The sequence below is a fragment of the Nocardiopsis moroccensis genome (assembly GCF_055763695.1).
Genome location: NZ_CP199747.1, coordinates 2,276,098 through 2,301,249, shown reverse-complemented (window position 1 = coordinate 2,301,249; position 25,152 = coordinate 2,276,098). Strand labels below are relative to the sequence as shown.

Below are 25,152 nucleotides of genomic sequence, written 5' to 3'. Positions count from 1 at the left end.
GAGGCCGGGGACCCCTCATGGAGTCCCCGGCCCCGTGCGTGCCCCGGGTGTGTCAGAGCAGCGCGTCGGCCTCGCGGTGGCGGCCCGCCGCGTTGTAGGCGCCTGCCAGGTCCCTGCGCAGCCGCATGGTGAGTCGGCGGACCTCCGGGTCGCCGGAGGAGTTCAGCGCCACCCGGTACGCCTCGCGCAGCACCTCCACGGCCTCGTCCGCGCGACCGGCCTGGGTGTAGGAGCGGCCCAGCCGGTGGTGCACCGTGAGGGTGTCCAGGTGGCCCTTGCCCAGCCGGCGTCGGCGCCCGGCCAGCACCATGCGCAGTTGGGAGATGGCCTCCTCGTACCGCCCGGCCATGCTCTGCGCGGCGCTCATGCCCAGACGCAGCTCCTCACGGCGCTCGGTCGAGGTGACGTCCTCGATCGCCCGCGCGTAGTGGGCCACCGCGGCGTCCACCCGGCCGCTGCGCCGGTAGCACACGGCCAGGCGCATGCGCGCCTCCACGGTGTCCTCGTCGGCCGGACCGAACTGGTTCTCCCGCTGGCTGAGCAGGGTCTCCCACTGCCCGGCGGCGTCGGCCGGACGGCCCGCGTCCTCCAGGGCCCAGGCCAGGTTCTCCCGGATGATCTCGGTGCGGGGGTGGTCGTCCCCGTAGACCGCCACGGCCTCGCCCAGGGCCAGCTCGAACTGCTGCACGGCCGCCTGGCGCCGCCCCATCTGCGCGTACTTGGTCGCCAGGTTGTTGCGGGCGGTGATGGTGTCCGGGTGCTCGGTCCCCAACCGCTCCACCAGTGACCGCAGGCTCTGCTCCAGTGAGGCCGCGCGCATCCCGGGGGTCGGGGGCGCGGCGGCGGGCCGCTGGGGCAGGGATCGCTGGGGCGCCCCGGTGGACACCCGGACAGCGGGCTCCGGCACCCGCTCGGGCACGGGCGCGGTGCGTTCCTCGAGGTGCTCCTCGGCAGTGGGTGCGGCGGCCTCAGCCGACTCGACCTTGGCAGAACGCGTCAACCCCGTCTCGCGCAGAAGCGCACGCCAGAACGACAAGCAGACTCACCACATTTCCCTGATCACGCAGACCGGGGCCTTTTGGGCCCACGGTCCGGTACACACCCGTACAAGAAGCTGAACGCCCCTGAGGTCTCAGGGCACGTTTCTATAACTTAATCGGACAACGGGCTACGGAACAGGCGTGAACCGCCCTTGAGGGGTGGTGACTTCAATCACGTTTTGGTTCAAAGTGACGGAAGGGGGTAATGATCACGCTTTTGCCGCCTCCCGAAGGGCTGTCGCCAGCGGTTCCGCGGTCAGCCCGATCTGCCAGTTCCGGGCGCCTCGCGTGCGCAGGAACTCACCCACGGAGCCCGGGTCCACGGTCTCCGGAGGCGCCCACGCCAACCTCCGGACGGTGTCCGGCAGCAGCAGGTTCTCGGTCGGCATCACGACGTCCTCGGCGATCCCCGTCACGGTCGCCCGCGCGGCCTCCAGACGGCGCGCCGCCTCGGGGGCGCGGTCGGCCCAGCGGTTCACCGGGGGCGGGCCGTCGCCGGGCGCGTTGGGCCGGGGCAGTTCGGCCTGGTCCATCTCACGGGCGCGGTCGACCGCCTTGATCCACGTGTGCACGTAGCGGCGGGCCAGCTTGATCCCGAACTGCCGGATCCTGGTGAGGTCGGCGGTGGTGCGCGGCATCGCCGTGGCCGCCTCCACGATCGCCGCGTCCGGCAGTACCCGGCCGGGGGAGATGTCCCGCTCCTGGGCGATGCGGTCGCGCTCGTACCAGAGTTCCCGCACGGCGGCCAGGGCGCGCTGGTTGCGGACCTTGTGGATCCCGGAGGTGCGCCGCCAGGGGTCGGGGCGGGGCTCCTTGGGCGGGGCGGCCAGCACGGACGCGAACTCCTCCCGGGCCCACTCCAGCTTTCCGGTCTCGGCCAGTTCCGCCTCCAGGGCGTTGCGGAGCTCGATGAGGATCTCCACGTCCAGCGCCGCGTACCTCAGCCAGTCCTCGGGCAGGGGGCGCTGTGACCAGTCCACCGCCGAGTGCTCCTTGGCCAGGCGTACGTCCAGCAGCCGCTCCACCATGAACCCGAGCCCGACCCGCTGGTAGCCCAGCAGTCGTCCGGCCAGTTCGGTGTCGAACAGCAGGGTCGGCCGGAGATTGATCTCCGACAGGCACGGAAGGTCCTGGTGCGCGGCGTGCAGGACCACCTCGGCGTCCCCGATCGCCGCGTTCAGCTCACTCAGGTCGGGGCAGGCGATCGGATCGATCAGGGCCGAACCGGAACCCTCCCGGCGCACCTGCACCAGGTACGCGCGCTGCCCGTACCGGTAACCCGAGGCGCGCTCCGCGTCCACGGCCACGGGGCCGGAGCCGGCGCCGAGGGCCGCGATGACGCCGGACAGGGCGTCGGCGTCGGCGGTGACCGCAGGCAGGCCCTCGCGTGGTTCCCGAAGTAGGGGCGCCCTCTCCGCGTCTTCGTTGTCTGGTTCGCGGGGTTCTGTCTTGGAGTTCAACGCGTTCGCCACACCACTACGGTATGCGCTGTCGCCACCGGACGCAGATACGGGCCGTTCCGGGAGCGCCCGCCGGCGTTGCCCGGCGAGGTTCCGGAACGGCCCGTGGGCCGGTGCCTCGGACGCCTCAGGGACGCGACCGCTGGCGTGCGATGTCGGTGACGTCCAGGGGCGGGAGCCCCGACGCCGAGGCCAGCAGCGCCAGCCAGGCACTCATGTGTCCGGACAGGTCCTCCGACTCGGGCGTCCACGAGGCACGCATCTCGAGTTCGGTGGTGGCGCCCTCGTGGGCCTTGGTGCCGAACCCCTCGGTGGTGGCCCGGGTGACCGTTCCGCTCAGCGAGTGGTGGGCGGCGCCGTGGGCCTCCAGGGCGTCGGTGAGCCAGCTCCACGCGACCGGGCCGAGCAGGGGGTCGGTCGCGATCTCCGATTCCAGTTCGGAGTTGGCCTGGCAGACCACCCGGAAGGGGCCGGGCCAGTCGCGAGTGCCCTCGGGGTCGTACAGGACGATCAGCCGGCCCCAGGCGATCTCCTCGCCGTGGACCGACACTTCGGCGGACACGGCGGCGGAGTGGGGAGCCAGCCGTTGGGGTGAGGGGATCTCCCGGACGGTGATCTCGGGCCGGATGAGGGGAGAGTGCAGGGCCTCGACCGCCCGCCGGAACGTCTCTTGTGCGTTCTCGGCGCTACCGACATCGGGCATGGTGGAAACGTCAGCCTTCGTTTTGTGGTGATCACGTCCTGGCGGGGGTCGCCGGGACGGTCCCGCCGATGGTGTGATGGTGGGCACGGATTCGACCGTGGCACGAGTCACCGGCGGGCGGCCGCAGTTCCTCCGGCGTGTCGGTGTTTTGTGATGATCTTGGGACCGCACGGCCTGTGGCGGCCACGGTTCGGCCCCGTCCGCGCCCGCCGCGGGAAGCCTCTCGGGTGATCCGAGTGGGACCACCGGAGAGGGCATGGCACGATTCAAGGGTGACGCTTCAAGAATCTCCATTCCTCCGCGCCTGCCGGCGCCTTCCGGTGTCCCACACTCCGGTGTGGTTCATGCGCCAGGCCGGGCGCTCACTGCCCGAGTACCGAAGGGTTCGCGCCGACGTGCCGATGCTCGAGGCGTGTGCGCGACCCGACATGATCGCCGAGATCACGATGCAGCCGGTCCGCCGGTACGACACCGACGCCGCGATCTTCTTCAGCGACATCGTCGTGCCGCTCAAGGCCATCGGGATCGACCTGGACATCAAGCCGGGTGTGGGCCCCGTGGTCGACGAGCCGATCCGGGACGCCGGCGGGATCAAACGCCTGCGCGACCTCGAACCCGGCGACGTCCCCTATGTCACCGAGGCGGTCGGCCGGCTCGTGGGAGAGCTCGGCGACAAGCCGCTCATCGGTTTCGCGGGCGCTCCGTTCACGCTGGCCTCGTACCTCATCGAGGGCGGGCCGTCGAAGAACCATGAGCACACCAAGGCCCTGATGTACGGCGAGCCCGAGCTGTGGGACGAGCTCATGCGCCGCCTGGCCAACATCACGCTGGGCTTCCTGCGCACCCAGATCGAGGCCGGGGCCAGCGCGGTCCAACTCTTCGACTCCTGGGTCGGCGCGCTGAGCGCCGAGGACTACCGCGCCTCGGTGCTGCCCTACACCTCGTGGATCTTCGGTCAGCTGGCCGACTACGAGGTGCCCCGTATCCACTTCGGTGTGGGCACCGGCGAGCTCCTGAGCCTGCTCAGCGAGGCCGGGGCCGACGTGGTGGGCGTGGACTGGCGCGTTCCCCTGGACAAGGCCGCGCAGCGGGTCCAGCCGGGCACGGCGCTCCAGGGCAACCTGGACCCCGCGACCCTGTTCGCCCCCTGGGAGGTCGTCGCCGACCGCACGCGCGACATCCTCGCGCGGGGGCGGGCCGCCGACGGCCACATCTTCAACCTCGGCCACGGCGTGCTGCCCAGCACCGACCCGGCCATGCTCGAACGGCTCACCGCCTTCGTCCACGAGGAGACCGCCGGCTAGGGCGGTCCCGCGGACACCCGTCGGCGCCCGGCCCCCTCTCGGGGAGCCGGGCGCCGACGCGTCGGGTCATCTCTCGTCGTTTCCGGGGTCCCCGTCCGTTTCCGGGCCCTCGTCCGTCTCCGGATTCCGGACCGTGCCCTCGGGCCCCTCCTGGCGGGGCGGCGCGCCCCTGGCGCCGGTACGGTCCTGGTCGGTGTCGGTGTCGGTGTCGGTGTCGGCCGGGTCAGCGGGCGCGGCGACCGGGGAGGCAGCCAGGGCCCGTGCCCCGCGGCGTCGGCGCCACAGCCACAGCGGCCCGGCCCCGAGCACCACGAGCACCGCGGCGAAGGGCAGCAGCCACCCCACAACCACGGCCATCCCCTGGCCCAGACCGACCAGGGCCCGCCAGCCGCGCTCCAGACCGCCGAGGAAACCGACGGACTCCTCCGTGGTCTCCTCCAGGTAGGTGGCCGGGGGGACGAGGGTCAGGTGCACGGTGGAGTAGGCGGTCCGGTTCCGCAGCGACTCCAACCGGGCCTGGAACGCCTCCAACTCCTCCTGGCGCTGCTGGATCTCGCTCTCCACGCGCAGCAGGTCGTCGACGTCCTCCGCCTCCTCCAGGTAGCCCCGCAGGGTCTCCAGGGCCGTCTCCGAGGACTCGATCCGGCTCTCGACGTCGGCGACCTCCTCGGTGACGTCTTCCACCGACCGCTCCAGTTCGGAGCGGTCGCCCAGATCGGCCAGCCCGTCCAGCGCGCCCTCGTAGTCCTCGTTGGGGATGCGCAGGACCAGGTTGCCCTCGGGAGAGCCGCCGGCGGGCGTGGACAGGCTCTCGTTCGCCACGTAGCCGTCCGCGCCCAGGGTCATCTCCTTGGCCAGTTCGGCGGCCTCGGCCACGTCGTCGACCCGTACGGTCATGTTCGCGGTGTGGATCAGTTGCCGGTCACCGACCTCCACGTCCGAACCGACACCGCCCTCACCTGTGCCCTCCTCGGCGGTGGCGGCCTCCTCGGCGGCATCGGCTTCGGTCTGGGCGCCGGGGGCGGCCCGGTCGGCGGACTCGGCGGCGGAACCGCCGCCGTCGGCCGCACCGATGTTCTCGGTGGTGGCACCGCAGGCGGTGAACAACAGAGCAGCGAGGCCGGTGGCGACGGTCATCCCGGCGACACGGCCCGCCTGGGGGAGCGATGGAGTGTCCATACCGCTTCGACGCGTCCCGCGGCGCCGCCGTTGCGCCCCGGCGGTAACGAGACCGCAACGTCCGGCCCGGGGGGTGCCGACCGTCCCCCGGCCCCGGGCCCCACGGTCCCAATACCCGGACCGACGTCCCGCTTCGGGGGCGGCGGATCACTGTGACCCGCGGCATCTGGGAGGCTGGTGGTATGCCTGAAGCACCGCATGTCGTCGTGATCGGGGGCGGGGTCTCCGGACTCACCGCCGCGCACCGCTTCAACCGCCGGGGCGTCACCACCACGGTGGTCGAGGCCGCCGACACCCCGGGGGGCAAGCTTCGCGCCTCGCCCGTGGCGGGCGTGTCCGTCGACGCCGGCGCCGAGGCGGTGCTCGCCCGCCGGCCCGAGGCACTGGAGTTGTTCACCGAACTCGGCCTGGACGAGCGGGTGGTGCACCCCGGCCCCGGGGCCGCGGCCGTCTACAGCCGGGGCCGCGTCCGCTCCCTCCCCAAGGGGCAGCTCATGGGCGTCCCCGGCGACCTGCGCGCCCTGGCCCGCAGCGGTGTGCTCTCCCCCGCCGGGACCCTGCGGGCCGCACTCGACCTGGTCTGGCCGAGCACCCCGGTGCGCTCCGACGTGCCCGTGGCCGCCTACGTCGGCACCCGCATGGGCCGTCAGGTGGTGGAACGGCTCGTGGAACCCCTCCTGGGCGGCGTCTACGCCGGCCGGGCCGACGAGCTCTCCCTCGACTCCGCCCTTCCGCAGATCGCCCCGATGGCCCGCAGCAGCCGCTCCCTGATGGGGGCCGTGCGCACCAGCCTCCGGGAGAGGGGTTCCGCCCCCACCGGCTCCGGTCCCGTCTTCGCCTCCCTGCGCGGCGGGGTCGCCTCGGTGGTGGACGCGCTGGCGGAGCGGCAGCCGGACCTGCGCACCGGGACCCGGGCGCGGGCACTGGAGCGCACCCCCCAGGGCTGGAGCGTGCGACTGGACGGCGGGGAGCGGGTCGCCTGCGACGCGGTCCTGCTCGCCTGCCCCGCCCCCGAGGCGGCACGCCTGCTCGCCGACACCGAACCCGACGCCGCACGGGAGCTGGGCGGTATCGAGTACGCGAGCATGGCGCTGGTGACCTTCGCCCTGCCCGCCGCGGCCTTCCCCGAGCCCCTCACCGGGACCGGTTTCCTGGTCCCGGCGGGGGAGGGGCTGACCATCAAGGCCGCCACCTTCTCCAGCAACAAGTGGCCCTGGCTGGCCCGTGAGCTGGATAGGGTCAACCCGGGTGAGGACCTGGTCGTCCTGCGCTGCTCCATCGGCCGGTCCGGCGACGACGCGGCTCTGCGCCGCTCCGACGAGGACCTGGCCCGGGTCGCCCTCGCCGACCTCGCCCGGGTCACCGGCCTGACCGGTTCCCCGGTCCAGACCCGCGTCACCCGGTGGACCGACGGACTGCCCCAGTACGCGGTCGGTCACGCCGCCCGGGTGGAGCGGATCCGTTCGGGTGTGCGGCGCCACCCCGGCCTCGGGGTGTGCGGCGCCGCCTACGGGGGAGTGGGCATCCCCGCCTGTGTCGCCGACGCCGACCGCGAGGCCGGACGCCTGGCCGACACCCTCACCGACCACAGTCACACCGACCGCGGCGACCAGAGCGCCGACGGACCGAACCAGCAAGGAGTCAACCCGTGACGGGGCAGCAGAACGAGGCCATCACCCAGGACGGCACCGACCTCAACAAACTCATCCGGTACACCATGTGGTCGGTCTTCAGGGTCGACAGCCTGGAGGAGGTCGACCGCGGTGCGGCGGCCCAGGAGCTCCAGGGCCTGTTCGACAAGGCCGCCGAGCAGGGCGTGACCACCCGCGGCAGCTACGACGTCCAGGGCTTCCGCGCCGACGCCGACATCATGTTCTGGTGGGTGGCCGACACCCCCGAGCAGGTGCAGAACATCTACGCCGACTTCCGCCGCACCCGGATCGGCCGTGCCGGCACCCCGGTGTGGTCGGTCGTGGGCCTGCACCGCCCCGCCGAGTTCAACCGCGGCCACGTCCCCGCCTTCCTGGCCGGGGAGGAGCCGCGCGAGCACATCTGCGTGTATCCGTTCGTGCGCTCCTACGAGTGGTACCTGCTGCCCGACGAGGAGCGCCGCGCCATGCTCGCCGAGCACGGCCGGATGGCCGCCCCGTACCCGGACGTGCGCGCGAACACGGTCTCCTCGTTCGGCCTCAACGACTACGAGTGGCTGCTCGCCTTCGAGGCCGACGAACTGCACCGCATCGTGGACCTGATGCGCCACCTGCGCGGAGCCAAGGCCCGTCTGCACACCCGTGAGGAACTGCCCTTCTACACCGGGCGGCGCAAGAGCGTGGCCGAGCTGGTGCACGCTCTGCCGTAACCGCGGCCCCGCCCCGCCGGACGGCGAACGGCCCCCGCGCTCCGGCGGAGCGCGGGGGCCGTCGTGCGGGTGGCCGACGCCGGGCCTACTCGGCCCACTCGGGGCGCGCGCTCTGCCTGCGGGTGGCGAGCACGTAGAACGGGATCGTCACCACGCACAGCAGCACCACGGCGCTCATCAGGTAGATGAGCACGTCGCCCGCGGGAAGTCCGAGGCCCCACGCGGCCATCAGCGCCACGCCGGTGGCGAGCAGGCCCAGCACCAGGTAGGCCTTGCGCCCCCGGGGCTTGGGGTACTCCATCCGGCTGACCATCAGCCAGGCCACCAACAGCACGGCGGCCACACCCACCAGGACCGGCGGGTCCAGGAGCACGATGGTCACCACCGCGATCGCCCCGGAGGGGCAGGGCAGGCCGGTGAAGTAGTCCGAGCCCGGGGCCTGGCAGGAGAACCGGGCCAGCCGGACGATCACCGCGAGCAGCACGGCACCGCCTGCCACCACCGGCAGTACGCCTGCGCCGCCCGCGATGGTGCCCCACACGACGAAGAAGAACGCCGGGGCGACCCCGAAGCTGATCACGTCGGCGAGATTGTCCAGTTCGGCCCCCATGCCGCTGCCGCCCAGTCTGCGGGCGACCCGGCCGTCGAGCACGTCGAGGGCGGCCGCGACCATCATCAGGCCCACGGCCGTGGCCATCGCGGTCCTGGGCAGCGGGCCGGCGATTCCGGAGGCCAGGTGCGCGCTCTGGGCCGTGGCCAGTGCCCAGACCGCGAGGAAACCGCACAGGGCGTTGCCCAGGGTCATGTAGTCGGCCACGCCCAGACGTAGCCTGGGCGCCTCCTCGGGGGTGGAGGAGGCGGCCCGGCCAGCGGCGGAGACGGCCTCAGTCGGCGTCAAGACGGGTTTCTCCGGCGCGGACCGTCTGGCCGATCTCCACCGCCGGGGCGACCCCGGACGGAAGGTAGACGTCGACCCGTGACCCGAACCGGATGAGCCCGATCCTCTCGCCTTGCTCGACCTTCTGCCCCGCAGCGAGATACGGGACGATACGCCTGACCATCGCGCCGGCGATTTGAACGACCGTGATCTCACCGATCTCGGTTTCAAGGGTCCAGATGACGCGCTCATTACGCTCGCTGTCCTTGTCGAAGGCGGGTTTGAAACCCCCTGGACGATGTTCGACGCCGGTCACGATACCGGCGATGGGGGCACGGTTGACGTGCACGTTGAGGGGGTTCATGAACACCGCGACCCGGATGCGCCCGTCGGGCTGGGGGTCGAGGCTCTGCACGACGCCGTCGGCCGCGGACAGCACCCGTCCCGTGGCCGGGCCCCGTTCGGGGTCCCGGAAGAACCAGGCCATCCCCGCGGCGAGGGCGATCACGGGTGCTGCGGCCGTGGCCCCGGTCCGGGAGCGCCGGGCGAGGAGGGTCGCGGCCCCGGCGGCGCCGAGAGCGGGGAGCAGCCACGGGGCCGATCCCTGGGCCATGCCGAACCGCGGCCTGGCCGCGGGACGCGGGGAGGCGGAGGAGATGGGTGAGTCGTCGGTCATCGAGCGCTTTCGTTGCGGGTCGGTCTGGTCGCCCGCACATCGGTTACCGCTGTGAGGGGCCCGGACCCTGACGGGGGCCGGGTGTGCGCGGTCACCGGGTGGGGTGCCCCGCCGCGCGCGCCCTCCGCCCGGCCGGGGCCGGACTTCGGTGCGCTGGTGAGATTATCCCTGATCCCGCGGGGGCGGGAAGCAGGATGCTCCGGTGGCGGACCCGATCTCGGTGGGGTCCGGCACCAGGATGGTATGCGACCTACTCCGCGGGCTCCAGGGTCAGGGCGACGGAGTTGATGCAGTACCGCGCGTCGGTGGGGGTGTCGTACCCCTCGCCGTAGAAAACGTGGCCCAGGTGGGACCGGCAGGTGGCGCACCGCACCTCGGTACGCACCATTCCCATCGAGGCGTCCTCGTGCAGGGTGACCGCGTCGGATCCGGCCGGGTCGAAGAAGCTCGGCCACCCGCAGTGGGAGTCGAACTTCTCGTCCGAACGGAACAGTTCGGTTCCGCATCCCCGGCAACGGTAGACGCCCGTGGCCCTGGTGTCGACGTAGGCTCCGGACCAGGGGCGTTCGGTGCCCGCCTGGCGGAGCACCGCGTACTCCTGCTCGTTGAGGCGCTCGCGCCACTCCTGTTCGGTCCGGGGGAGTTCCTTCGGGGCCCCGCCGTTGTTCTCCGGGGCCTGGTCCGCTGCGTCAGCCATGGTGAAGACGCTACCCGGAATCGGGCTCGAATGCTGACAGGGGCCTCCGAGCCAGAAAAGGGTCATTCATCACCGAGCTATGTAAATCACTCTTAGGGGTCACATACACCTAACTTCACCCTTGATGACGTTCGGTGGCCATGTGGGCGGGTACGAGCTCAGGCAGGGGTCAGTGGTCGAGGTGCACTGAGGCAGGTGGCATGGCTGTTACAGCTCAACAGGCACTCGGAGTAAGCAGACGACCTCTGCGCGTGGGCAGGATCCGTTACGGACTGTGGTGGCTCGATCAGGCCACCATGGGGCCGCGGTCACGGGTACGCGCCGTCGGGGACGGTGCGGCCACCGTGGGCCGGGAGCTGCGCTGGGCCACGGAGCTCAGTGTCCGCTCCACCGTGGCGGGGATCGACCACGTGCGACCGGAGCCCTGGGGTGATCGCAAACTGCTGGTGCTGGTCACGGTCATTGCCGTCGGCGCGCTGGCGGTGGCGCTCGTCCTGGGAGCGGGGATGGCGCGTTGGGCGATGACCTCGTCCAACGCCATGCCCTTCGCGGCGGTGGGTGCCCTGGCGGTGGGACTCGCCTTCCTGCCGCTGGCGTATCTGGTCTTCGCCTCCAAACGGAGGGGTCGTCGAGGTTAGTACGGGTTCGACACGAGAGAAGGGGCGTCCCCTCGGGGCGCCCCTTCGGCTGCGCCGGAGCGCTCCGGCGCAGCCGAAGGGGCGGGCCCGGCCGGGTTCAGGCGTCGAAGTCGTACTGCAGCACGTACGCCGAACCGTCCATGGTGATCTCGTTGAACTCGACGGGCCGGTGGTCGCTGGTCAGGGCGGTGCGGGCCACCTCCAGAACGGGCGTCCCGGGGGAGAGCGCCAACTCCTCCGCCTCCTCGGGGGTGGGCATGCGCACGCGGATCTCCTCGGTGAAGTGGGCGGGGGCGTGTCCGAGCTCGGCCAGGCGCGCGTAGATGCCCCCGGGGCCGCTGTCGGGGGCTCGGATGCGCTGGGCTGCGGGGGAGTCCTCCCGTCCCGCCCACAGCAGCGGGGACAGGTAGGAGACCGCGCTCTGCACCGGCCTGCCGTCCACGAGGTAGCGCCGGGAACGGCGCACCGCCGGGTCCCCGGGGTTCAGTCCCAGAGAGCGCAGGACGTGCTCGGCGGGAACGACCTCGTCCACGACGAGCCCCTCCACCTCGTAGCCGCGGGTGTCGCTGTCGGTCTGCCAGATGGCCCGCCCGTTGCCCCACAGGTCCTTGGACAGGCGTCTGGCTCCGTGTCTTCGCAGCGGCCGGAACCGCCGCACGTATATGCCCGAACCGCGCACTGCCACGGCCAGGCCCTCGTTGATGAGTACGGACAGCGCCTGCCGGGCCGTCGCCCGGGCGACACCGTGGTGCTCCATGAGGGTGTTCTCCCCGGGAAGGCGGTCGCCGTCGGCGTACCGTCCGGAGCGGATCTGTCCTCGTAGTTCCTCGGCTATCTCCCGGTAGACCGGAGGGGACCCGTTTTCGGACGTCGGCACTACGTTCATCCTCTCGCCCAGGGGACCAGACCGGTGAGCCCCGTCGATGCGGTGTGTCCAGTCAAAGCGTTTCCAGTGGATGGCACACAACGGGTATGTCCGGTTGAAGGATGATTCATGCGTCATTGTGGGGCGGCCGAAACCGACCGTTCACGGGCGCCGACCCCGCGGATCCCTATTCCCTCAGGTAACGCGTGAACAGGTTCCCCTCGGCCTCCAGGAGGTGCGCCATCCGCACGGGTGTGCTCCTGGCCGGGGTGTGCTCCGGAGCGCCGGGCGTCCCCGGCCCGCCGGTGACGATCCGGGGCGATCCGGCGCCCAGCAGGTGCGGGCTCACCGTCAGGCACAGCTCGTCCAACAGACCGGCCGCCACGAACTCGGCCAGCAGATGCGGTCCCCCCTCGGTCAGTACCCGGTACAGACCCCTCTCGGCCAGGGCGTTGACGATGTGCTCGGGGCCGACCGAGACCCCATCGACCACCACGAGGTCGGCGTGCTCGGCAACGGACCTCCGACGTTCCGCGGGAGCGCCCCCGACGGTGAACACGATGGTCCGGGCGTCCTCCGGCGCGGTGGTGAGCAGCTCCTCGTGGATGTCCAGCGAACGCGAGACCACCGCGATCCGCGGGGTCGCCGGCCGGTCCGCACGTAGGTCCGACCACACCTCGCGCGGCCGGACCGGCCGGTAGCCCTCCTTGCGGGCGGTGGCCGCGCCCACCAGGACCACGTCGCACAGACCGCGCAGCACCCCCATCACCCGGCGGTCGGGGGCCGAGGACAGGTCACGGCTGCGGCCCGAGGGGCCGATCGCGCCCCCGTCGGCGCTGGCGACCATGTTGGCGCGGATCCAGGGGCGGTCCAGGGTCGGCGGGTAGGCGTAGGCCCGGGGCAGGTCCACGCCCGTGCGGCCGGGGGCGGGGAGGAGTTCGCGGAAGCCGGCGGGCTCCGGGGCGTCGCCCGGACGATGTGTACTCGACATGGTCACCCAGGCTAGGGGGCCGGACGGCGCGGGACCGGTGGACCCGCGGGTCCACCGGTCCCTCCGGCGTGGCCGGCTCCTCCGTCTCCGGTCAGTCGTGCCGGTGCGAGACGCGCCGCAGCAGCACCAGGGCGCGGTCGATCACCCGCACGGGGCCGCCGGCGGTCACGAACGGCCGCCCGCCCACGTCGGGCTCGGCGGTGTCCAGCACGGTCTCCCAAGCCATGCCGTACTCGGTGCCGGGGAGTTTGAACTCCACCGGCTGCGGGCCGCTGTTGAGCAGCAGCACGAACGAACTGTCACGGATCCTGCGTCCGCGCGAGTCGGGCTCGGTGATGGCGTCCCCGTTGAGGAACACGCCCAGCACCTGTTCGTCCGTGCTCCAGTCCTCACCCTCCATCGTCGACCCGTCCGGGCGCAGCCACGAGATGTCGGGCAACACGCCCGAGCCGGTCTTCCCGCTCTCCACGGGGCTGCCCCGGAAGAAACGGCGGCGCCGGAAGACCGGGTGCTCGCGCCGCAGTCGGGCCAGCTCGCGTACGTAGTCCAGGAGGTCGTTGCCGGGGTACTCACCGGTGAGCCCCGCGCCCTCCCAGTCGATCCAGGCGATCTCGTTGTCCTGGCAGTAGGCGTTGTTGTTCCCGCCCTGGGTGCGCCCGATCTCGTCGCCGTGCGAGAGCATCACCACCCCCTGCGACAGGTACAGGGTGGCGAGGTAGTTGCGGACCTGCCTCCGGCGCAGGGTGAGGATCGCGGGGTCCTCGGTGGGGCCCTCCACCCCGTGGTTCCAGGAGCGGTTGTCGTCGGTGCCGTCCCGGTTCTCCTCGCCGTTGGCCTCGTTGTGCTTGTCGTTGTAGGACACCAGGTCGGCCATGGTGAAGCCGTCATGGCAGGTGATGAAGTTGATCGAGGCCACCGGGCGGCGCCCGTCGTCCTGGTACAGGTCGCTGGACCCGGCCAGCCGCGAGGCCAGCTCGCCCTTGACCTGCTCGCCGCGCCAGAAGTCGCGCACGGTGTCCCGGTACTTGCCGTTCCACTCGGTCCACAGCGGCGGGAAGTTCCCCACCTGGTAGCCGCCCGGTCCCACGTCCCAGGGTTCGGCGATGAGCTTGACCTGGGAGATCACCGGGTCCTGCTGGACGATGTCGAAGAACGTGCTCAGCCGGTCCACGTCGTGGAACTCCCGGGCCAGCGCCGACGCCAGGTCGAAGCGGAACCCGTCCACGTGCATCTCCAGGACCCAGTACCGCAGCGAGTCCATGATGAGCTGCAACGAGTGCGGGTGGCGCACGTTCAGACTGTTGCCGCAGCCCGTGTAGTCGAGGTAGTAGCGCTGGTCCTCGTCGCTGACCCGGTAGTAGCCCAGGTTGTCGATGCCCCGCCAGGACAGGGTGGGGCCCATGTGGTCGCCCTCGGCGGTGTGGTTGTAGACCACGTCCAGGAGCACCTCGATGCCCGCTTCGTGCAGCGACTTCACCATCGACTTGAACTCCTGGACCTGCTGGCCACGGGATCCGAGTGCGGCGTACCCGCTGTGCGGGGCCAGGAAGGCCAGGGTGTTGTACCCCCAGTAGTTGGTCAACCCCCGCGCCACCATTGCGTGCTCGGGCACGAAGTGGTGCACCGGCATCAGTTCGACGGCGGTCACCCCCAGCGAGGTGAGGTACTCGATGACCTCGGGGTGGGCCAGCCCCGCGTAGGTGCCTCTCTGATGTTCGGGGATGGCCGGGTGGCGCATCGTCAGGCCGCGCACGTGCGCCTCGTAGATCACCGTCTGGTGGTACGGGGTGCGCGGTCGGGACTCGTTGCCCCAGTCGAAGAACGGGCTCACCACCACGCACTTGGGTACGTACTTCGCGCTGTCGGCCGTGTTCTTGCGCTCCGGGGAGGCGAAGTGATAGCTGAAGAGCGATTCGTGCCAGGTGAGGTTGCCGTTCAGCGCCTTCGCGTAGGGATCGGTGAGTAGTTTGTTCGGATTGCAGCGCAGTCCGTGCTCGGGCGCGTAGGGACCGTGCACGCGGTACCCGTACTGCTGCCCCGGACCGACGCCGGGCAGGTAACCGTGCCAGACGAAACCGTCGTATTCGGTCAGGGGTATGCGTGTCTCCTCGCCGTCGTCGTCGAACAGGCACAGCTCCACCTGTTCGGCCGCTTCCGAGAAGAGGGAGAAATTGGTGCCGGAACCGTCGTAGGTCGCACCGAGCGGATAGGAACTACCTGGCCAGACTTCCACCATAGGCGTCGTCAGTCTCTTGGTGTCGGGGCCCTGGAGGGCGTTTTTTGTTGGTGACGACTTCTTTCTTCCGCTTCGGTCCCAGAAATATGCAGAACACGGCCGATGATCATTCATCGGCCGTGTTCAGCGGGGGTCTGGTGTGGTTATCGGAAGGAAAGAGGGGTTCCTTGGCTCATGTCATGAAAAGGGTGGTTTCAGTTGCCGGGGCGGGCCCGCTCCAGGATCAGCCCGGTGTCCACGCCCCTGGGCAGGGTCCCGAACACGTGCCCCCATCCGCCGCCCAGCCGGGACGCGGTGAAGGCCTCGGCCACCGGTGTCGGCGCGTGCCGCAGCAGCACGGACGCCTGGAGGAGCAGAGCCATCAGCTCCACCACCGACCGGGCCCGGTACTGGATCTCGTCCGGGTCGCCGAGCGCCTGCCCCAACCGCTTCAGCGCCGCGTCGTAGTGGTCGTCCGAACCCGCCGCCGTGTTCAGCTCCGCCAGGAAGGCCTCCACCGACTCCGGCGACTTCGACATCGCGCGCAGCACGTCCAGCGCCGCCACGTTGCCCGAACCCTCCCAGATGGAGTTGAGCGGGGAGTCCCGGAACAGGCGGGGCATCCCCGACTCCTCGACGTACCCGTTGCCGCCCAGGCACTCCAGGGCCTCGGCCGCGTGCACCGGCTGGCGCTTGGTGACCCAGAACTTGCCCACGGCCACGCCCAGGCGGCGGAAGGCGGCCTCGCCCTCGTCACCGCGCACCGAGCGGTCCACGGCCCCCGCCAGGCGCGTCATGAGCGCGGTGGCGGCCTCCGACTCCAGGGCCAGGTCCGCGAGCACGTTGCGCATCAGCGGCTGCTCCACCAGGGGTTTGCCGAACGCGCTCCGGGAACCGGCGTGGTTGAGCGCGTGCACCACGGCGGCGCGCATACCCGACGAGGAACCGATCACGCAGTCCAACCGGGTGCTGTTGACCATCTCGATGATGGTGGGCACGCCCCGGCCCGGCTCACCGACCAGGTATGCGACGGCGCCCTCGTACTCCAGCTCGGCGGAGGCGTTGGACCTGTTGCCGAGCTTGTCCTTCAACCGCTGGATGAACAGACCGTTCCGGCTGCCGTCGGGCAGGACGCGCGGCACCAGGAAACAGGTGAGCCCCTCGGGAGCCTGCGCCAGGGTCAGGAAGACGTCGCTCATCGGGGCGGAGGTGAACCACTTGTGCCCGGTGAGCAGGTAGTGGCCCTCGGCGGTGGGAACGGCGCGTGTGGTGTTGGCGCGCACGTCCGAGCCGCCCTGTTTCTCGGTCATCGACATACCCGCGATGAGTCCGCGCTTGGTCAGGGGCGCGCGCAGCCCGAAGTCGTAGGTACGGGCGGTCAGCAGCGGCTCGTACTGCTCGGCCAGCCCGGGGGAGTGGCGCAGCGCGGGGACGGCGGCGTAGGTCATCGAGACGGGACAGCCGTGACCGCTCTCCGCCTGTGACCAGAGGAAGAACTTGGCCGCGCGGGCCACGTGGGCGCCCTCGCGGCCGTCGGCCCAGGGGGCGGCGTGCAGGCCGTGCTCCACGGCCTGATCCATCAGCACGTGGTAGGCGGGCTGGAAGTCGACCTCGTCCACGCGGTGGCCGTAGCGGTCGTGGGTGCGCAGGACCGGCGGGTAGGCGTTCGCGGACTCGCCCCAGGCGCGAACCCGCTCCGAGCCCGCGGCCTCACCGACCTCGCGCACGTCGGCCTCGGCCCAGTCGGCGCCCTCGCGGCGCAGACCCTCCAGGAGGGCGGGGTCGTCGGCGGCGTTGTGGTCGCCGAGCGGAGTGGCCTGGTTGAACACCTCGTGTGTGGCGGGCATACCGGTTCCGTTCCTGGTTCTGGGCGGCGGACGGGTGGCCGGAATCCTATCCGCTCGACGCACACGGAACCGAATCAGGTTCGGTTGTGTTCACCCACAGGAGAGGAGGGCGCGCCCGTGGGGGGCGCACCCTCCCGGCGCCTCAGGAGCGAATGGCGGTCTGCTCCCCGGCGTCGTGTCCGACCGCGATCTTGCGGGCCTTGGACTGCTCGGCCACCGGGATCCGCAGGGTGAGCACGCCGTCCGCGTAGTTGGCGGTGATCCTCTCGGTGTCGAGGGTGTCACCGAGGAACACCTGGCGGGAGAAGGTCCCCGAAGGGCGCTCGCCCACGATGAACTCACGCCCCTCCTCGTTCAGGCCGGGGCGTTCGGCCTTCACGGTGAGCACGTTGCGCTCGACCTCCAGGTCGATGCTCTCGCTCCGCACGCCGGGCAGGTCCAGCAGGACCACGAAGTCGTCCCCGTCCCGGTAGGCGTCCATGGGCATGACCGCTGGGCGGCCGTTCTCCATCAGACGCTGGGTGATGCGGTCGAACTCGCGGAAGGGGTCGGTGCGCATCAACATCATCCGTCACCTCCTGAGTGTGTCTCCATCCAATGACTTGATGCGACTACGCTCAATTTTATTGACCGCCTCAGAAGCCGTCAAGTCAGCGGCGGGGCCCCGGGGCAGGAAAGGAAAAGCCCGGACCTCCCCCAGGCCGGAGCCTGGGCAGATCCGGGCACGACGCCGACCGACCGGGCCGCTGTCAGGGCCAGAGGAGTTCGCTCCGCCAGGGGGAGCCGGCGTGCGCACGCCGGTACCGCAGACGGGTGTGCCGCCGGTCGGGATCGGCCTGCCAGAACTCGACCTCGGTGGCGGACAGGCAGTACAGCCCCCAGTTGTCGGGCACCAGGTCGGGGTCGGCCTCCAGGCGGGCGCGGCTCTCCTCCGCGGTCGTGTGGATGTCCGCGAGGTCGGCCAGGGGCCGGCTCTGCCTGCCGTGCAGACCGGCCACCCGGCCCTCCAGTGGGCGGGCGGTGAAGTCGGCGGCGCGGGCCCGGGGCCCGGCCAGCTCCACGGAGCCCCTGATCCGCACCTGGCGGCCCTGGGAGCCCCAGAAGAAGAGGAGGGCGGCCTGCGGGTTCCCCGCGAGTTCACGGCCCTTGGCGGAGGTCGTGGTCCCCGCGAACCACCAGCCCTCGGAGGTGAAGTCCTTGAGGATGAGGATCCGCGCCGAAGGCGCACCGTCGGCGTCCGCCGTCGCGACGGTCATGGCGTGCGGCTCGTGCACCCCGGCCTCGATCGCCTCGCCCAACCAGTCCACGAACAACTCCTCCGGCTCCGCGGGCGCGGCCTTCGGGTCGAACTCCGCGAGCGGCCCCGCGAACACCGGGAGCCCCCGCAACATGTCCCGAATCCCGTCGTCCTTGGTCATCCCGTGCTCCGTTCGGTTGGTGCCATTACGCCGAACCTACCGAGGACGCCGACCACGAGGAGCTCCTCGGCACCCGTGATCGGCGACCCCGCCGTACCCGGCGCACGCCCGTGACCTGCCTCCTCGGTAGGATGCCCAGCGCCGCAGGACACCCCGAGCACCGAGTGGTCCCGTCACGGGACGACTCACGGCGTGTCCCGGCCGAGCACGGCGCGAGGGAGAAGCATGACGGACACGGAACCGGTCGAACGCGCCCGGTGGCTCTGGGCCCTTCTGGGCAGCGTGGTCCTGACCCACACGGCCCTCAACCTCATCCGTCCCCTCATCTCGTACCGAACCATCGCCGTGGGCGGCGACGCCGTCGAGGTCGGTCTGGTCACCGCGGCCTACGCGCTGCTGCCCCTGGCCATCGCGGTCCCCCTGGGCCGCTTCACCGACCGCGCGCCGCGCATCGCCTGGATCGTGGGCCTGGGGTCGGCCGTCCTGGCCGTCGGCAGCCTGCTCCTGGCCGGATCCGGAGGCCTGTCCGCCCTGGCCCTGGCCAGTACCGTCGTGGGCGTGGGCCACCTGTTGTGCATGGTCGCCGGGCAGGGCCTCATCGCCCGGTACTCGCGCTCCGAACACCTGGACCGTGACTTCGGCTGGTTCACCGCCGCCGCCTCGCTGGGCCAGCTCGCCGGGCCGCTGATCTCCGGTGCCCTCCTCGCCGACGCTTCCGGCCCGGCCCTGCTCCCGGCCACCTCCACCGCACTGGTCGTCGCCGGGCTCGTCGCCGCCCTGGGCGCCCTGCCCCTGTTGCCGCTGGTACGGCTGCGTCCGCTGCGGCGCACCGCGGCGCAGCGGGCCGCGCCGCCGGTGCCCACCCGGGACCTGCTGCGGCAGCGCCGCATGCCCTCCGCCCTGCTCTCCAGCCTCGCGCTGTTGACCGCGGTGGACATCCTCACCGCCTACCTGCCGCTCATCGCCGAGAACCGGGGCATCTCCCCGATGCTCGTCGGAGTCCTGCTGAGCCTGCGCGCCGGCTCCTCCCTGCTCTCCCGGCTGACACTGCCGTGGATGCTGCGCCGGTGGTCGCGCAAGGCCCTCATCGTCACCAGCACCTCCGTGGCCGCCGTCGCGCTCACCCTGGTGGCCCTGCCCCTGGGCGGGTTCGCCGCCCTGGCGGCGGTGCTGGTCGTGGGCGGGTTCCTCCTGGGCCTGGGACAACCCCTGACCATGGCCCAGGTCACCACCCTGGCCCCCGAAGGGGCCCGCGGTGCCGCCCTGGCCCTGCGGATCTGGGCCAACCGGCTGGGCCAGGTGGCGATCCCGGCCGCCGCGGCAGGCGTCGCCGGCGCGGTGGGCGCACCGGGGGCGCTGCTGTTCTCCGCGGCGGTCCTGCTCACCGCCGCCGTCACCGCGGGCTGACCCCGGCCCCGAACACGCGGAGGCGGGCGGCCCCGGGGAAGGGACCGCCCGCCTCCGCCGGCGAGCCCTGCCGAACCCTCACACGGCGGCGTGCCGGGCCGCGACCGCCGCGTCGTAGCGGTCCAGCACCACGCGGGCGAGTTCGGGTACGTCTCCGAGCGCGGCGGCGACCATCGAGGCGCCCGCCGCCAGTGACTGGTCGCGGACCCGGTCGGAGAAGAAACCGGGGGCCAGCAGGTAACCGCTGACCGCCACCCTGGGGTGGCCGCGGTCGAGGAGGGACCGTACCGCCTCGCCGGGGGTCGGCCCGGCGGCCGAGGCGTAGGCCGCCACGACCTCGCCCCACGGGCCCCGCTCGGACAGCTCCCGGGCCATCGACTCGACGACCGCGTTGGCCTCCGTGTCACTCGACCCCGCCGACGCCAGTACCAGGGCCGTCCCGGGCTCCGGGCGCGCCCCGGCCTCGGCCAGCCTGCGTTCCACCGCCTCCAACAGCAGCGGGTGCGGGCCGAGGGTGTCGGCGTAGTGCACCCGCAGCCAGGGGCCGCGCTTGCGTGCCCGGGCCAGCACCCCGGGCAGGTCCACCTTGCTGTGGAAGGCGGCCGTCAGCAGCGTCGGCAGTACCACGACCTCACCGGCACCGCCCGAGGCCAGCTCGTCCAGGGCCTCCTCGGCGCCGGGCGCCACGTGGTCCAGGTAGGACAGCCGCACGTCCAGCTCCGGGCGCAGCGCGCGCACCCGCTCGAAGACCGCCGAGACCGCCTCGGCCGACCTCGGGTCCCGGCTTCCGTGGGCCACCGCGAGCAGAGGGATCATCTGAAGTTCGGGGCGCGCCCCGGTCTGTCGGACCGGGGAGGAAAACCCCTGCCTCCTTCTCTGGGTCTTGGGTGCGGCGGGACGGGGGTGAGCCGTCCCGCCGAGGCGGCCTCGCGGCCGTGGACGGAGGAATCCGTTACACGTGGATTCCGCACTCGGTCTTGCCGGTCCCCGCCCAGCGGCCGCTGCGGGGGTCCTCGCCCGGGGCGACCCGGCGGGTGCACGGTTCGCAGCCGATGGAGGGGTAACCGTCGTACTGGAGGGGGTTCACGAGCACACCGTGTTCGGCCATGTACGTGTCCACCTCCTCCTGGGTCCACCGCGCGATCGGGTTGACCTTGGTCATCCGCCTGCGCCGGTCCCACTGCACGACCGGGGTGTCGCGGCGGGTCACCGAGTCCTCGCGGCGCAGCCCGGTCAGCCACGCCGAGTACGGCTCCAGGGCGCGCTGGAGGGGTTCCACCTTGCGCAGGTGGCAGCAGATGCCGGGGTCGCGCCCGTGCAGCCGCGGTCCCAGGGCCAGGTCCTGCTCGGCCACGGTCCGCTTCGGCTCCACGGTGATCAGGTTGATGTCGTAGACGGAGGCCACCGCGTCGCGGGTGCCGATGGTCTCGGGGAAGTGGTAACCGGTGTCCAGGAAGATCACGTCGATCCCGGGGGCGGTCTTGGCGGCGAGGTCCACCATGAGGGCGTCCGCCATGGAGGAGGTCATGCACAGTTCGGAGCCGAAGGTCTCGGACGCCCAGGCGATGATCTCCTGGGCCGAGGCCTCCTCCAGCTCCAGGGCGGCCCGCTCGGCCAGCTCGGGGCCGCCCGTCTGGGTGATGGTGGCGTTCATTCGTTCCCTTCCGTCGGTCTGGAGGGGGCGCCGCCCGCCGAGAACGAGGCGGCGCGCAGGCCCACGTACTTGACCCGGAACACCCGGGCACAGGACAGACAGGCCCAGGGATAGCCCTCGCCCTTGACGGCGGCGCCCTCCTCGGGCACCAGGTCCTCGTCGCCGCAGTAGGGGCAGTAGTGGGGCGCGGCCCTTTCGGACATGGCGCACCTCCTCCTTCTGTTGGGGGCCCGGCCCCCGCGTGTCGGGGGCCGGGCGGGCCCTGAGGCCTCGAATCAGGTCGTCACTTGAGGTCGGCGTCGTCGGCGCGGCCCACCCAGGCCGCGAAGTTCTCGCCGTCCTTCTTCTGTTCCTGGAAGCGCCGGAGCACCCGTTCGACGTAGTCGGGCAGTTCGTCGGCGGTGGTCTTCAGCCCGCGGATCTTCTTGCCGAAGGCCTGGGTCAGGCCCATACCGCCGCCCAGGTGGATCTGGTAGCCCTCCACCTGTTCGCCCTGCTCGTTGAGCATCAGCTGGCCCTTGAGACCGATGTCGGCGACCTGGATGCGCGCGCAGGAGTTCGGGCAGCCGTTGACGTTGATGGTCACCGGCTCACCGAAGTCCGGGAGGCGCTTCTCCAGCTCGTCGATCAGCGTCGCGGCGCGGTCCTTGGTCTCCACGATCGCGAGCTTGCAGAACTCGATGCCGGTGCAGGCCATGGTCTGGCGGCGGAAGACGCTCGGGTTGACCTCGAAACCCTCGGACTCCAGGGCCGCGGTGATCGACGGAACTCGGTCCTCGGTGATGTCGAGGATGACCAGCTTCTGGTCGGCGGTGGTGCGGATGCGGTCAGAACCGTGCTCCTCGGCGATGTCGGCGACCCGCAGCAGCCTGCTGCCGGAGACCCTGCCCACCTTCGGGGCGAACCCCACGTAGAACTTCCCGTCGCGCTGGCGGTGCACGCCCACGTGGTCGCGGCGCACCCCCGGGTCCAGCACGGGCTCGGGCCCGTCGGGCAGCTCGTAGCCCAGGTACTCCTTTTCCAGGACCTCGCGGAACCTCTCCGCGCCCCACTCCTTGATGAGGAACTTGATCCGGGCGCGGGTGCGCAGGCGGCGGAAGCCGTAGTCGCGGAAGATCCCGCAGACGCCGGCCCAGACCTCGCTGACCTGGTCCGGGCGCACGAACGTGCCCAGCCGCTTGGCGAACATCGGGTTCGTGGACAGGCCGCCGCCGACGAACAGGTCGTATCCGGCCTCACCGGACCCGTCGCGCACACCCACGAAGGCCACGTCGTTGATCTCGTGGTTGACGCAGTGCGAGGTACACCCGGACAGCGAGGACTTGAACTTGCGCGGCAGGTTCGAGTACAGCGGGCTGCCGATGTGGTCCTCGTAGATCTGCTCGATCTGCGCGGTGGGGTCGATGACCTCGTCCTCGGCCACTCCGGCCAGCGGGCAGCCGAGGATGACGCGCGGTGTGTCACCGCAGGCCTCGGTGGTGGACAGGCCCACCGACTCCAGCTTCTCCCAGATCGCGGGGACGTCCTCGACCCGGATCCAGTGGTACTGGACGTTCTGCCGGTCGGTGATGTCGGCGGTGTCGCGCCCGTGGTCGCGTGAGATCTCCGCGACGGCGCGCAGCTGGGCGGCGCTCAGCTGGCCGCCGTCGATGCGCACGCGCAGCATGAAGTAGCGGTCGTCGAGTTCCTCGGGTTCCAGTACAGCGGTCTTGCCGCCGTCGATGCCCGGGGCGCGCTGGGTGTAGAGGCCGAACCAGCGGAAGCGCCCACGGAGGTCGGCCGGGTCGATCGAGTCGAACCCGGCCTTCGAGTAGACGTTGATGATCCGATCGCGGACGTTGAGTCCGTCGTCGTTCTTCTTGTTCTCCTCGTTCTTGTTCAGCGGCTCGCGGTAGCCGAGGGCCCACTGGCCCTCGCCACGGCGGCGCCGTGGCTTGGCTGCCGTCGCGGCCTTGTCGGGCTGCGCGGAAGAGGGAGGCATCGCGGGTGTCTCCGATGGGGTCACGGGGTGCTCGCGATCCCGGCGCCCGCACCGCAGGCCCGTATCCACCGCACGTCATCGTGGCTGGTGATACGGGTGAAGTCCGCGTGTGGGAGTTTCGAAGAGGGGAGAGCGCCGGAGCCGCGCGCACCCCTGAATCACGGGTGCGTCAAAAAGGCGGCGAGGAGTTATCCGACGCTGCAACAGATGGCGCTGCTGACCCGAAGAAAGTCCACGTGGCGGCGCACGCGGAGCATGGGGTCAAGAACAGCGGTCATGCTTCGAGAATGGCACGCGGACGCGGCCCTTGTCCAGGTGTGCCCGCGCGAGGGAGACGTGAGTCACGTCATGTCCGGCGTGTGACCGCTGTTCCGATGAGCGCTAACGTTCTCCCTGTGGTGGGTTTCTGGGAGGGCCTGTGGCGCGCGGCCGACGCCTGGCTCCGACGTCATCCCTTTTTCCACAACGGGGCGCTTCTCGTGCTGCGTACCGTCAGGGCCTTCGCCCGGGACCGGGTGGTCGGTCTGGCCGCCGAGTCGGCCTTCTTCGCGTTGATCTCCCTGCCCGCGCTGCTGCTCTGCCTCTTGGGGGCCCTGGGGCCGCTGACGGCCGTGTTCGGGGAGGACCTCGCGGTGGAGATCCGCGAGTGGATGCTGGACCTGGCGGCGCGCATCCTCACCCCCGCCACCGTCGACAGTGTCGTGGCGCCTCTGGTGGACGACTTCCTCGGCGGCGTCCAGGGCGGGATCCTCTCGGTGACCTTCCTGGTGTCCCTGTGGTCGGGCTCCCGGGCGATGAACGTCTTCATCCGGTCGATCACCATCTCCTACGGCCTGGATGAGCTGCGCGGCTGGCTCGGCCAGCGCCTCCTGGCCTTCTTCGCCTACCTGGGGGGCCTGCTGTTCGCGGTCCTGGTCCTGCCGGTCATGGTGGCCGGTCCGGACGTCGTCCACGAGCTGCTGCCGGTCACCGTGGGCCGCCTCAACCTCTTCTACTGGCCGATCGTGGGCCTGCTCGTCATCACCGCCGTCACCCTCCTCTACGCGCTCAGCGTCCCCGTGCGCACCCCGCTGTGGCGCCACCTGCCCGGCGCCGTCCTGGCCACCCTGGTGCTCCTCGCCGGTTCGGCGGGCCTGCGCGCCTACCTGGACGCCTCCTTCGGACAGGTGAGCATCTACGGTTCCCTGGGGGCGCCGATCGCGATCCTGGCCTGGTTGTACGTCATGGCGATCGCCGTTCTGGTGGGCTCCACGCTCAACACCGAGATCGATGCCCTGTGGCCGACCGTGCGTACCGCCGCGGCCCGGGCCGAGCTCGCCAACCGCCACTTCGAGCGCGCCGACCGGATGGCCCAGCGCAGGGAGAAGGCGGTCATCGAGACCCTCAATGGACGCTGACCGCAAAGGCTCAGGACCCCGGCCGCGGGCGGTTCGTCCTCGGCAGGAGATCGGCGGGAGAACCGTGAACGCTCCCTGTCCCCAACCCCCGCACGGCCGCGCGGCAGGCGGACCGGGGTTTCGGGAGCCCCCTGTGTGGCCGGATCCGGCCATTTCCGGCGTGAACCTCATCGCCTTCTGGAGTGTCCACTAAGGGGTCAGCTGATCGGGCCCGACCCGGTCTCCTGCGAGCGGAGGGCGGTTGTCGCAGGTCAGTGAAAGGGCGGTGAGGGGGCGGGTGGAGATTCCGCGAGCCGTGTCCGTTTTCCTCCCCGCCGACTGCGTCGGTTGTCTCCCGTGACCCTCAGTATGATCACGTTCAGCACCGGCCACCCGTGTGCAGTTCCCTCCGCTCGGTCACCCCGTCGAGCCGCGGCCGGCGTCACCGCTGACCTTCCCCTGCTC

Annotated in this window: 24 protein-coding genes; 6 read left to right on the top strand and 18 right to left on the bottom strand. The window is 71.3% G+C overall.

Translation table 11 applies throughout. The annotated features are described in order from the left end of the window. Positions 1 to 52: 52 nt before the first annotated feature. The 3 genes from ACUKCB_RS10300 to ACUKCB_RS10290 all read right to left on the bottom strand — a co-directional run bounded on the left by ACUKCB_RS10300 (position 53) and on the right by ACUKCB_RS10290 (position 3,203). On the bottom strand, positions 53 to 1,036 hold the full coding sequence (locus tag ACUKCB_RS10300; RefSeq protein WP_473040290.1) for a tetratricopeptide repeat protein: 984 nt from the start codon (positions 1,034 to 1,036) through the stop codon (positions 53 to 55). A 213-nt stretch (positions 1,037 to 1,249) separates the two neighbouring features. Further along, positions 1,250 to 2,500, bottom strand: coding sequence for an HRDC domain-containing protein (locus tag ACUKCB_RS10295; RefSeq protein ID WP_473040968.1), 1,251 nt, complete (start codon positions 2,498 to 2,500; stop codon positions 1,250 to 1,252). Positions 2,501 to 2,627: 127 nt separating this feature from the next. Then, positions 2,628 to 3,203 carry a DUF3000 domain-containing protein gene (locus ACUKCB_RS10290; protein WP_473040289.1) on the bottom strand — a complete coding sequence of 192 codons (576 nt, stop codon included), beginning with the start codon at positions 3,201 to 3,203 and terminating at the stop codon, positions 2,628 to 2,630. A 335-nt stretch (positions 3,204 to 3,538) separates the two neighbouring features. Between ACUKCB_RS10290 and hemE the strand changes: the two genes are divergently transcribed. Beyond that, complete coding sequence (hemE, locus tag ACUKCB_RS10285; RefSeq protein ID WP_473040967.1) at positions 3,539 to 4,507, top strand: uroporphyrinogen decarboxylase; 969 nt, start codon at positions 3,539 to 3,541, stop codon at positions 4,505 to 4,507. Positions 4,508 to 4,573: 66 nt separating this feature from the next. Here hemE and ACUKCB_RS10280 read toward each other — a convergent pair whose 3' ends face one another. Further along, on the bottom strand, positions 4,574 to 5,686 hold the full coding sequence (locus ACUKCB_RS10280) for a DUF4349 domain-containing protein (RefSeq protein WP_473040288.1): 1,113 nt from the start codon (positions 5,684 to 5,686) through the stop codon (positions 4,574 to 4,576). A 182-nt stretch (positions 5,687 to 5,868) separates the two neighbouring features. Between ACUKCB_RS10280 and hemG the strand changes: the two genes are divergently transcribed. Together hemG and hemQ are read left to right on the top strand one after the other, a co-directional pair. Further along, positions 5,869 to 7,338 (top strand): protoporphyrinogen oxidase, encoded by a 1,470-nt coding sequence (hemG, locus tag ACUKCB_RS10275; protein WP_473040287.1) that lies wholly within the window; start codon positions 5,869 to 5,871, stop codon positions 7,336 to 7,338. Further along, positions 7,335 to 8,045 carry a hydrogen peroxide-dependent heme synthase gene (gene hemQ / locus ACUKCB_RS10270; RefSeq protein WP_473040286.1) on the top strand — a complete coding sequence of 237 codons (711 nt, stop codon included), beginning with the start codon at positions 7,335 to 7,337 and terminating at the stop codon, positions 8,043 to 8,045. Before hemG ends, hemQ begins: the two co-directional genes overlap by 4 nt. A gap of 85 nt (positions 8,046 to 8,130) precedes the next feature. Here hemQ and ACUKCB_RS10265 read toward each other — a convergent pair whose 3' ends face one another. The 3 genes from ACUKCB_RS10265 to msrB all read right to left on the bottom strand — a co-directional run bounded on the left by ACUKCB_RS10265 (position 8,131) and on the right by msrB (position 10,295). Further along, positions 8,131 to 8,943 (bottom strand): CDP-alcohol phosphatidyltransferase family protein, encoded by an 813-nt coding sequence (locus tag ACUKCB_RS10265; RefSeq protein WP_473040285.1) that lies wholly within the window; start codon positions 8,941 to 8,943, stop codon positions 8,131 to 8,133. After that, on the bottom strand, positions 8,930 to 9,598 hold the full coding sequence (locus ACUKCB_RS10260; RefSeq protein WP_473040284.1) for a phosphatidylserine decarboxylase: 669 nt from the start codon (positions 9,596 to 9,598) through the stop codon (positions 8,930 to 8,932). The genes ACUKCB_RS10265 and ACUKCB_RS10260 overlap by 14 nt, the downstream gene beginning before the upstream one ends. A gap of 250 nt (positions 9,599 to 9,848) precedes the next feature. Next, entirely contained in the window at positions 9,849 to 10,295 is a 447-nt protein-coding gene (msrB, locus tag ACUKCB_RS10255; protein WP_473040283.1) for a peptide-methionine (R)-S-oxide reductase MsrB, read from the bottom strand. A gap of 251 nt (positions 10,296 to 10,546) precedes the next feature. Here msrB and ACUKCB_RS10250 point away from each other — a divergent pair, with 251 nt between their 5' ends. Further along, the gene (locus tag ACUKCB_RS10250) at positions 10,547 to 10,933 is read left to right on the top strand and encodes a hypothetical protein (RefSeq protein ID WP_473040282.1); all 387 of its coding nucleotides are present in this window, start codon (positions 10,547 to 10,549) and stop codon (positions 10,931 to 10,933) included. Positions 10,934 to 11,030: 97 nt separating this feature from the next. On the opposite strand, the gene ACUKCB_RS10245 is transcribed toward ACUKCB_RS10250, so the two are convergent. The 6 genes from ACUKCB_RS10245 to ACUKCB_RS10220 all read right to left on the bottom strand — a co-directional run bounded on the left by ACUKCB_RS10245 (position 11,031) and on the right by ACUKCB_RS10220 (position 18,269). Further along, on the bottom strand, positions 11,031 to 11,819 hold the full coding sequence (locus ACUKCB_RS10245; RefSeq protein WP_473040281.1) for a GntR family transcriptional regulator: 789 nt from the start codon (positions 11,817 to 11,819) through the stop codon (positions 11,031 to 11,033). 166 nt (positions 11,820 to 11,985) lie between these two features. Further along, entirely contained in the window at positions 11,986 to 12,789 is an 804-nt protein-coding gene (locus ACUKCB_RS10240) for a dihydrofolate reductase family protein (RefSeq protein ID WP_473040280.1), read from the bottom strand. Positions 12,790 to 12,880: 91 nt separating this feature from the next. Next, positions 12,881 to 15,025, bottom strand: coding sequence for a glycogen debranching protein GlgX (gene glgX, locus ACUKCB_RS10235; RefSeq protein ID WP_473040279.1), 2,145 nt, complete (start codon positions 15,023 to 15,025; stop codon positions 12,881 to 12,883). A 194-nt stretch (positions 15,026 to 15,219) separates the two neighbouring features. Beyond that, positions 15,220 to 16,851, bottom strand: coding sequence for an acyl-CoA dehydrogenase family protein (locus tag ACUKCB_RS10230; protein ID WP_473040278.1), 1,632 nt, complete (start codon positions 16,849 to 16,851; stop codon positions 15,220 to 15,222). 142 nt (positions 16,852 to 16,993) lie between these two features. Beyond that, entirely contained in the window at positions 16,994 to 17,419 is a 426-nt protein-coding gene (locus tag ACUKCB_RS10225; RefSeq protein WP_473040277.1) for an Hsp20/alpha crystallin family protein, read from the bottom strand. Positions 17,420 to 17,600: 181 nt separating this feature from the next. Further along, on the bottom strand, positions 17,601 to 18,269 hold the full coding sequence (locus tag ACUKCB_RS10220; RefSeq protein ID WP_473040276.1) for a pyridoxine/pyridoxamine 5'-phosphate oxidase: 669 nt from the start codon (positions 18,267 to 18,269) through the stop codon (positions 17,601 to 17,603). 225 nt (positions 18,270 to 18,494) lie between these two features. Between ACUKCB_RS10220 and ACUKCB_RS10215 the strand changes: the two genes are divergently transcribed. After that, positions 18,495 to 19,676: an MFS transporter gene (locus ACUKCB_RS10215; RefSeq protein ID WP_473040275.1), complete on the top strand. Its 1,182-nt coding sequence runs from the start codon at positions 18,495 to 18,497 to the stop codon at positions 19,674 to 19,676. 78 nt (positions 19,677 to 19,754) lie between these two features. Here ACUKCB_RS10215 and ACUKCB_RS10210 read toward each other — a convergent pair whose 3' ends face one another. The 5 genes from ACUKCB_RS10210 to ACUKCB_RS10190 all read right to left on the bottom strand — a co-directional run bounded on the left by ACUKCB_RS10210 (position 19,755) and on the right by ACUKCB_RS10190 (position 23,568). After that, positions 19,755 to 20,492, bottom strand: a complete 738-nt coding sequence (locus ACUKCB_RS10210) for a sirohydrochlorin chelatase (RefSeq protein WP_473040274.1) — start codon at positions 20,490 to 20,492, stop codon at positions 19,755 to 19,757. 136 nt (positions 20,493 to 20,628) lie between these two features. Beyond that, entirely contained in the window at positions 20,629 to 21,330 is a 702-nt protein-coding gene (locus ACUKCB_RS10205) for a phosphoadenylyl-sulfate reductase (RefSeq protein ID WP_473040273.1), read from the bottom strand. Beyond that, positions 21,327 to 21,533, bottom strand: a complete 207-nt coding sequence (locus ACUKCB_RS10200) for a hypothetical protein (protein WP_473040272.1) — start codon at positions 21,531 to 21,533, stop codon at positions 21,327 to 21,329. The genes ACUKCB_RS10205 and ACUKCB_RS10200 overlap by 4 nt, the downstream gene beginning before the upstream one ends. A gap of 80 nt (positions 21,534 to 21,613) precedes the next feature. Beyond that, positions 21,614 to 23,311 carry a nitrite/sulfite reductase gene (locus ACUKCB_RS10195; RefSeq protein ID WP_473040271.1) on the bottom strand — a complete coding sequence of 566 codons (1,698 nt, stop codon included), beginning with the start codon at positions 23,309 to 23,311 and terminating at the stop codon, positions 21,614 to 21,616. Positions 23,312 to 23,499: 188 nt separating this feature from the next. Continuing rightward, on the bottom strand, positions 23,500 to 23,568 hold the full coding sequence (locus ACUKCB_RS10190) for a putative leader peptide (RefSeq protein WP_363319952.1): 69 nt from the start codon (positions 23,566 to 23,568) through the stop codon (positions 23,500 to 23,502). 138 nt (positions 23,569 to 23,706) lie between these two features. Between ACUKCB_RS10190 and ACUKCB_RS10185 the strand changes: the two genes are divergently transcribed. Beyond that, on the top strand, positions 23,707 to 24,708 hold the full coding sequence (locus ACUKCB_RS10185) for a YihY/virulence factor BrkB family protein (RefSeq protein WP_473040966.1): 1,002 nt from the start codon (positions 23,707 to 23,709) through the stop codon (positions 24,706 to 24,708). The last annotated feature ends 444 nt before the right edge of the window (positions 24,709 to 25,152 follow it).

Coding starts and splice junctions, on each gene's coding strand:
- ACUKCB_RS10290 (WP_473040289.1), bottom strand. CDS start 3,203: ATGCCCGATGTCGGTAGCGCCGAGAACGCACAAGAGACGTTCCGGCGG.
- ACUKCB_RS10280 (WP_473040288.1), bottom strand. CDS start 5,686: ATGGACACTCCATCGCTCCCCCAGGCGGGCCGTGTCGCCGGGATGACC.
- hemG (WP_473040287.1), top strand. CDS start 5,869: ATGCCTGAAGCACCGCATGTCGTCGTGATCGGGGGCGGGGTCTCCGGA.
- ACUKCB_RS10260 (WP_473040284.1), bottom strand. CDS start 9,598: ATGACCGACGACTCACCCATCTCCTCCGCCTCCCCGCGTCCCGCGGCC.
- msrB (WP_473040283.1), bottom strand. CDS start 10,295: ATGGCTGACGCAGCGGACCAGGCCCCGGAGAACAACGGCGGGGCCCCG.
- ACUKCB_RS10245 (WP_473040281.1), bottom strand. CDS start 11,819: ATGAACGTAGTGCCGACGTCCGAAAACGGGTCCCCTCCGGTCTACCGG.
- ACUKCB_RS10240 (WP_473040280.1), bottom strand. CDS start 12,789: ATGTCGAGTACACATCGTCCGGGCGACGCCCCGGAGCCCGCCGGCTTC.
- glgX (WP_473040279.1), bottom strand. CDS start 15,025: ATGGTGGAAGTCTGGCCAGGTAGTTCCTATCCGCTCGGTGCGACCTAC.
- ACUKCB_RS10230 (WP_473040278.1), bottom strand. CDS start 16,851: ATGCCCGCCACACACGAGGTGTTCAACCAGGCCACTCCGCTCGGCGAC.
- ACUKCB_RS10225 (WP_473040277.1), bottom strand. CDS start 17,419: ATGATGTTGATGCGCACCGACCCCTTCCGCGAGTTCGACCGCATCACC.
- ACUKCB_RS10220 (WP_473040276.1), bottom strand. CDS start 18,269: ATGACCAAGGACGACGGGATTCGGGACATGTTGCGGGGGCTCCCGGTG.
- ACUKCB_RS10215 (WP_473040275.1), top strand. CDS start 18,495: ATGACGGACACGGAACCGGTCGAACGCGCCCGGTGGCTCTGGGCCCTT.
- ACUKCB_RS10210 (WP_473040274.1), bottom strand. CDS start 20,492: ATGATCCCTCTGCTCGCGGTGGCCCACGGAAGCCGGGACCCGAGGTCG.
- ACUKCB_RS10205 (WP_473040273.1), bottom strand. CDS start 21,330: ATGAACGCCACCATCACCCAGACGGGCGGCCCCGAGCTGGCCGAGCGG.
- ACUKCB_RS10200 (WP_473040272.1), bottom strand. CDS start 21,533: ATGTCCGAAAGGGCCGCGCCCCACTACTGCCCCTACTGCGGCGACGAG.
- ACUKCB_RS10195 (WP_473040271.1), bottom strand. CDS start 23,311: ATGCCTCCCTCTTCCGCGCAGCCCGACAAGGCCGCGACGGCAGCCAAG.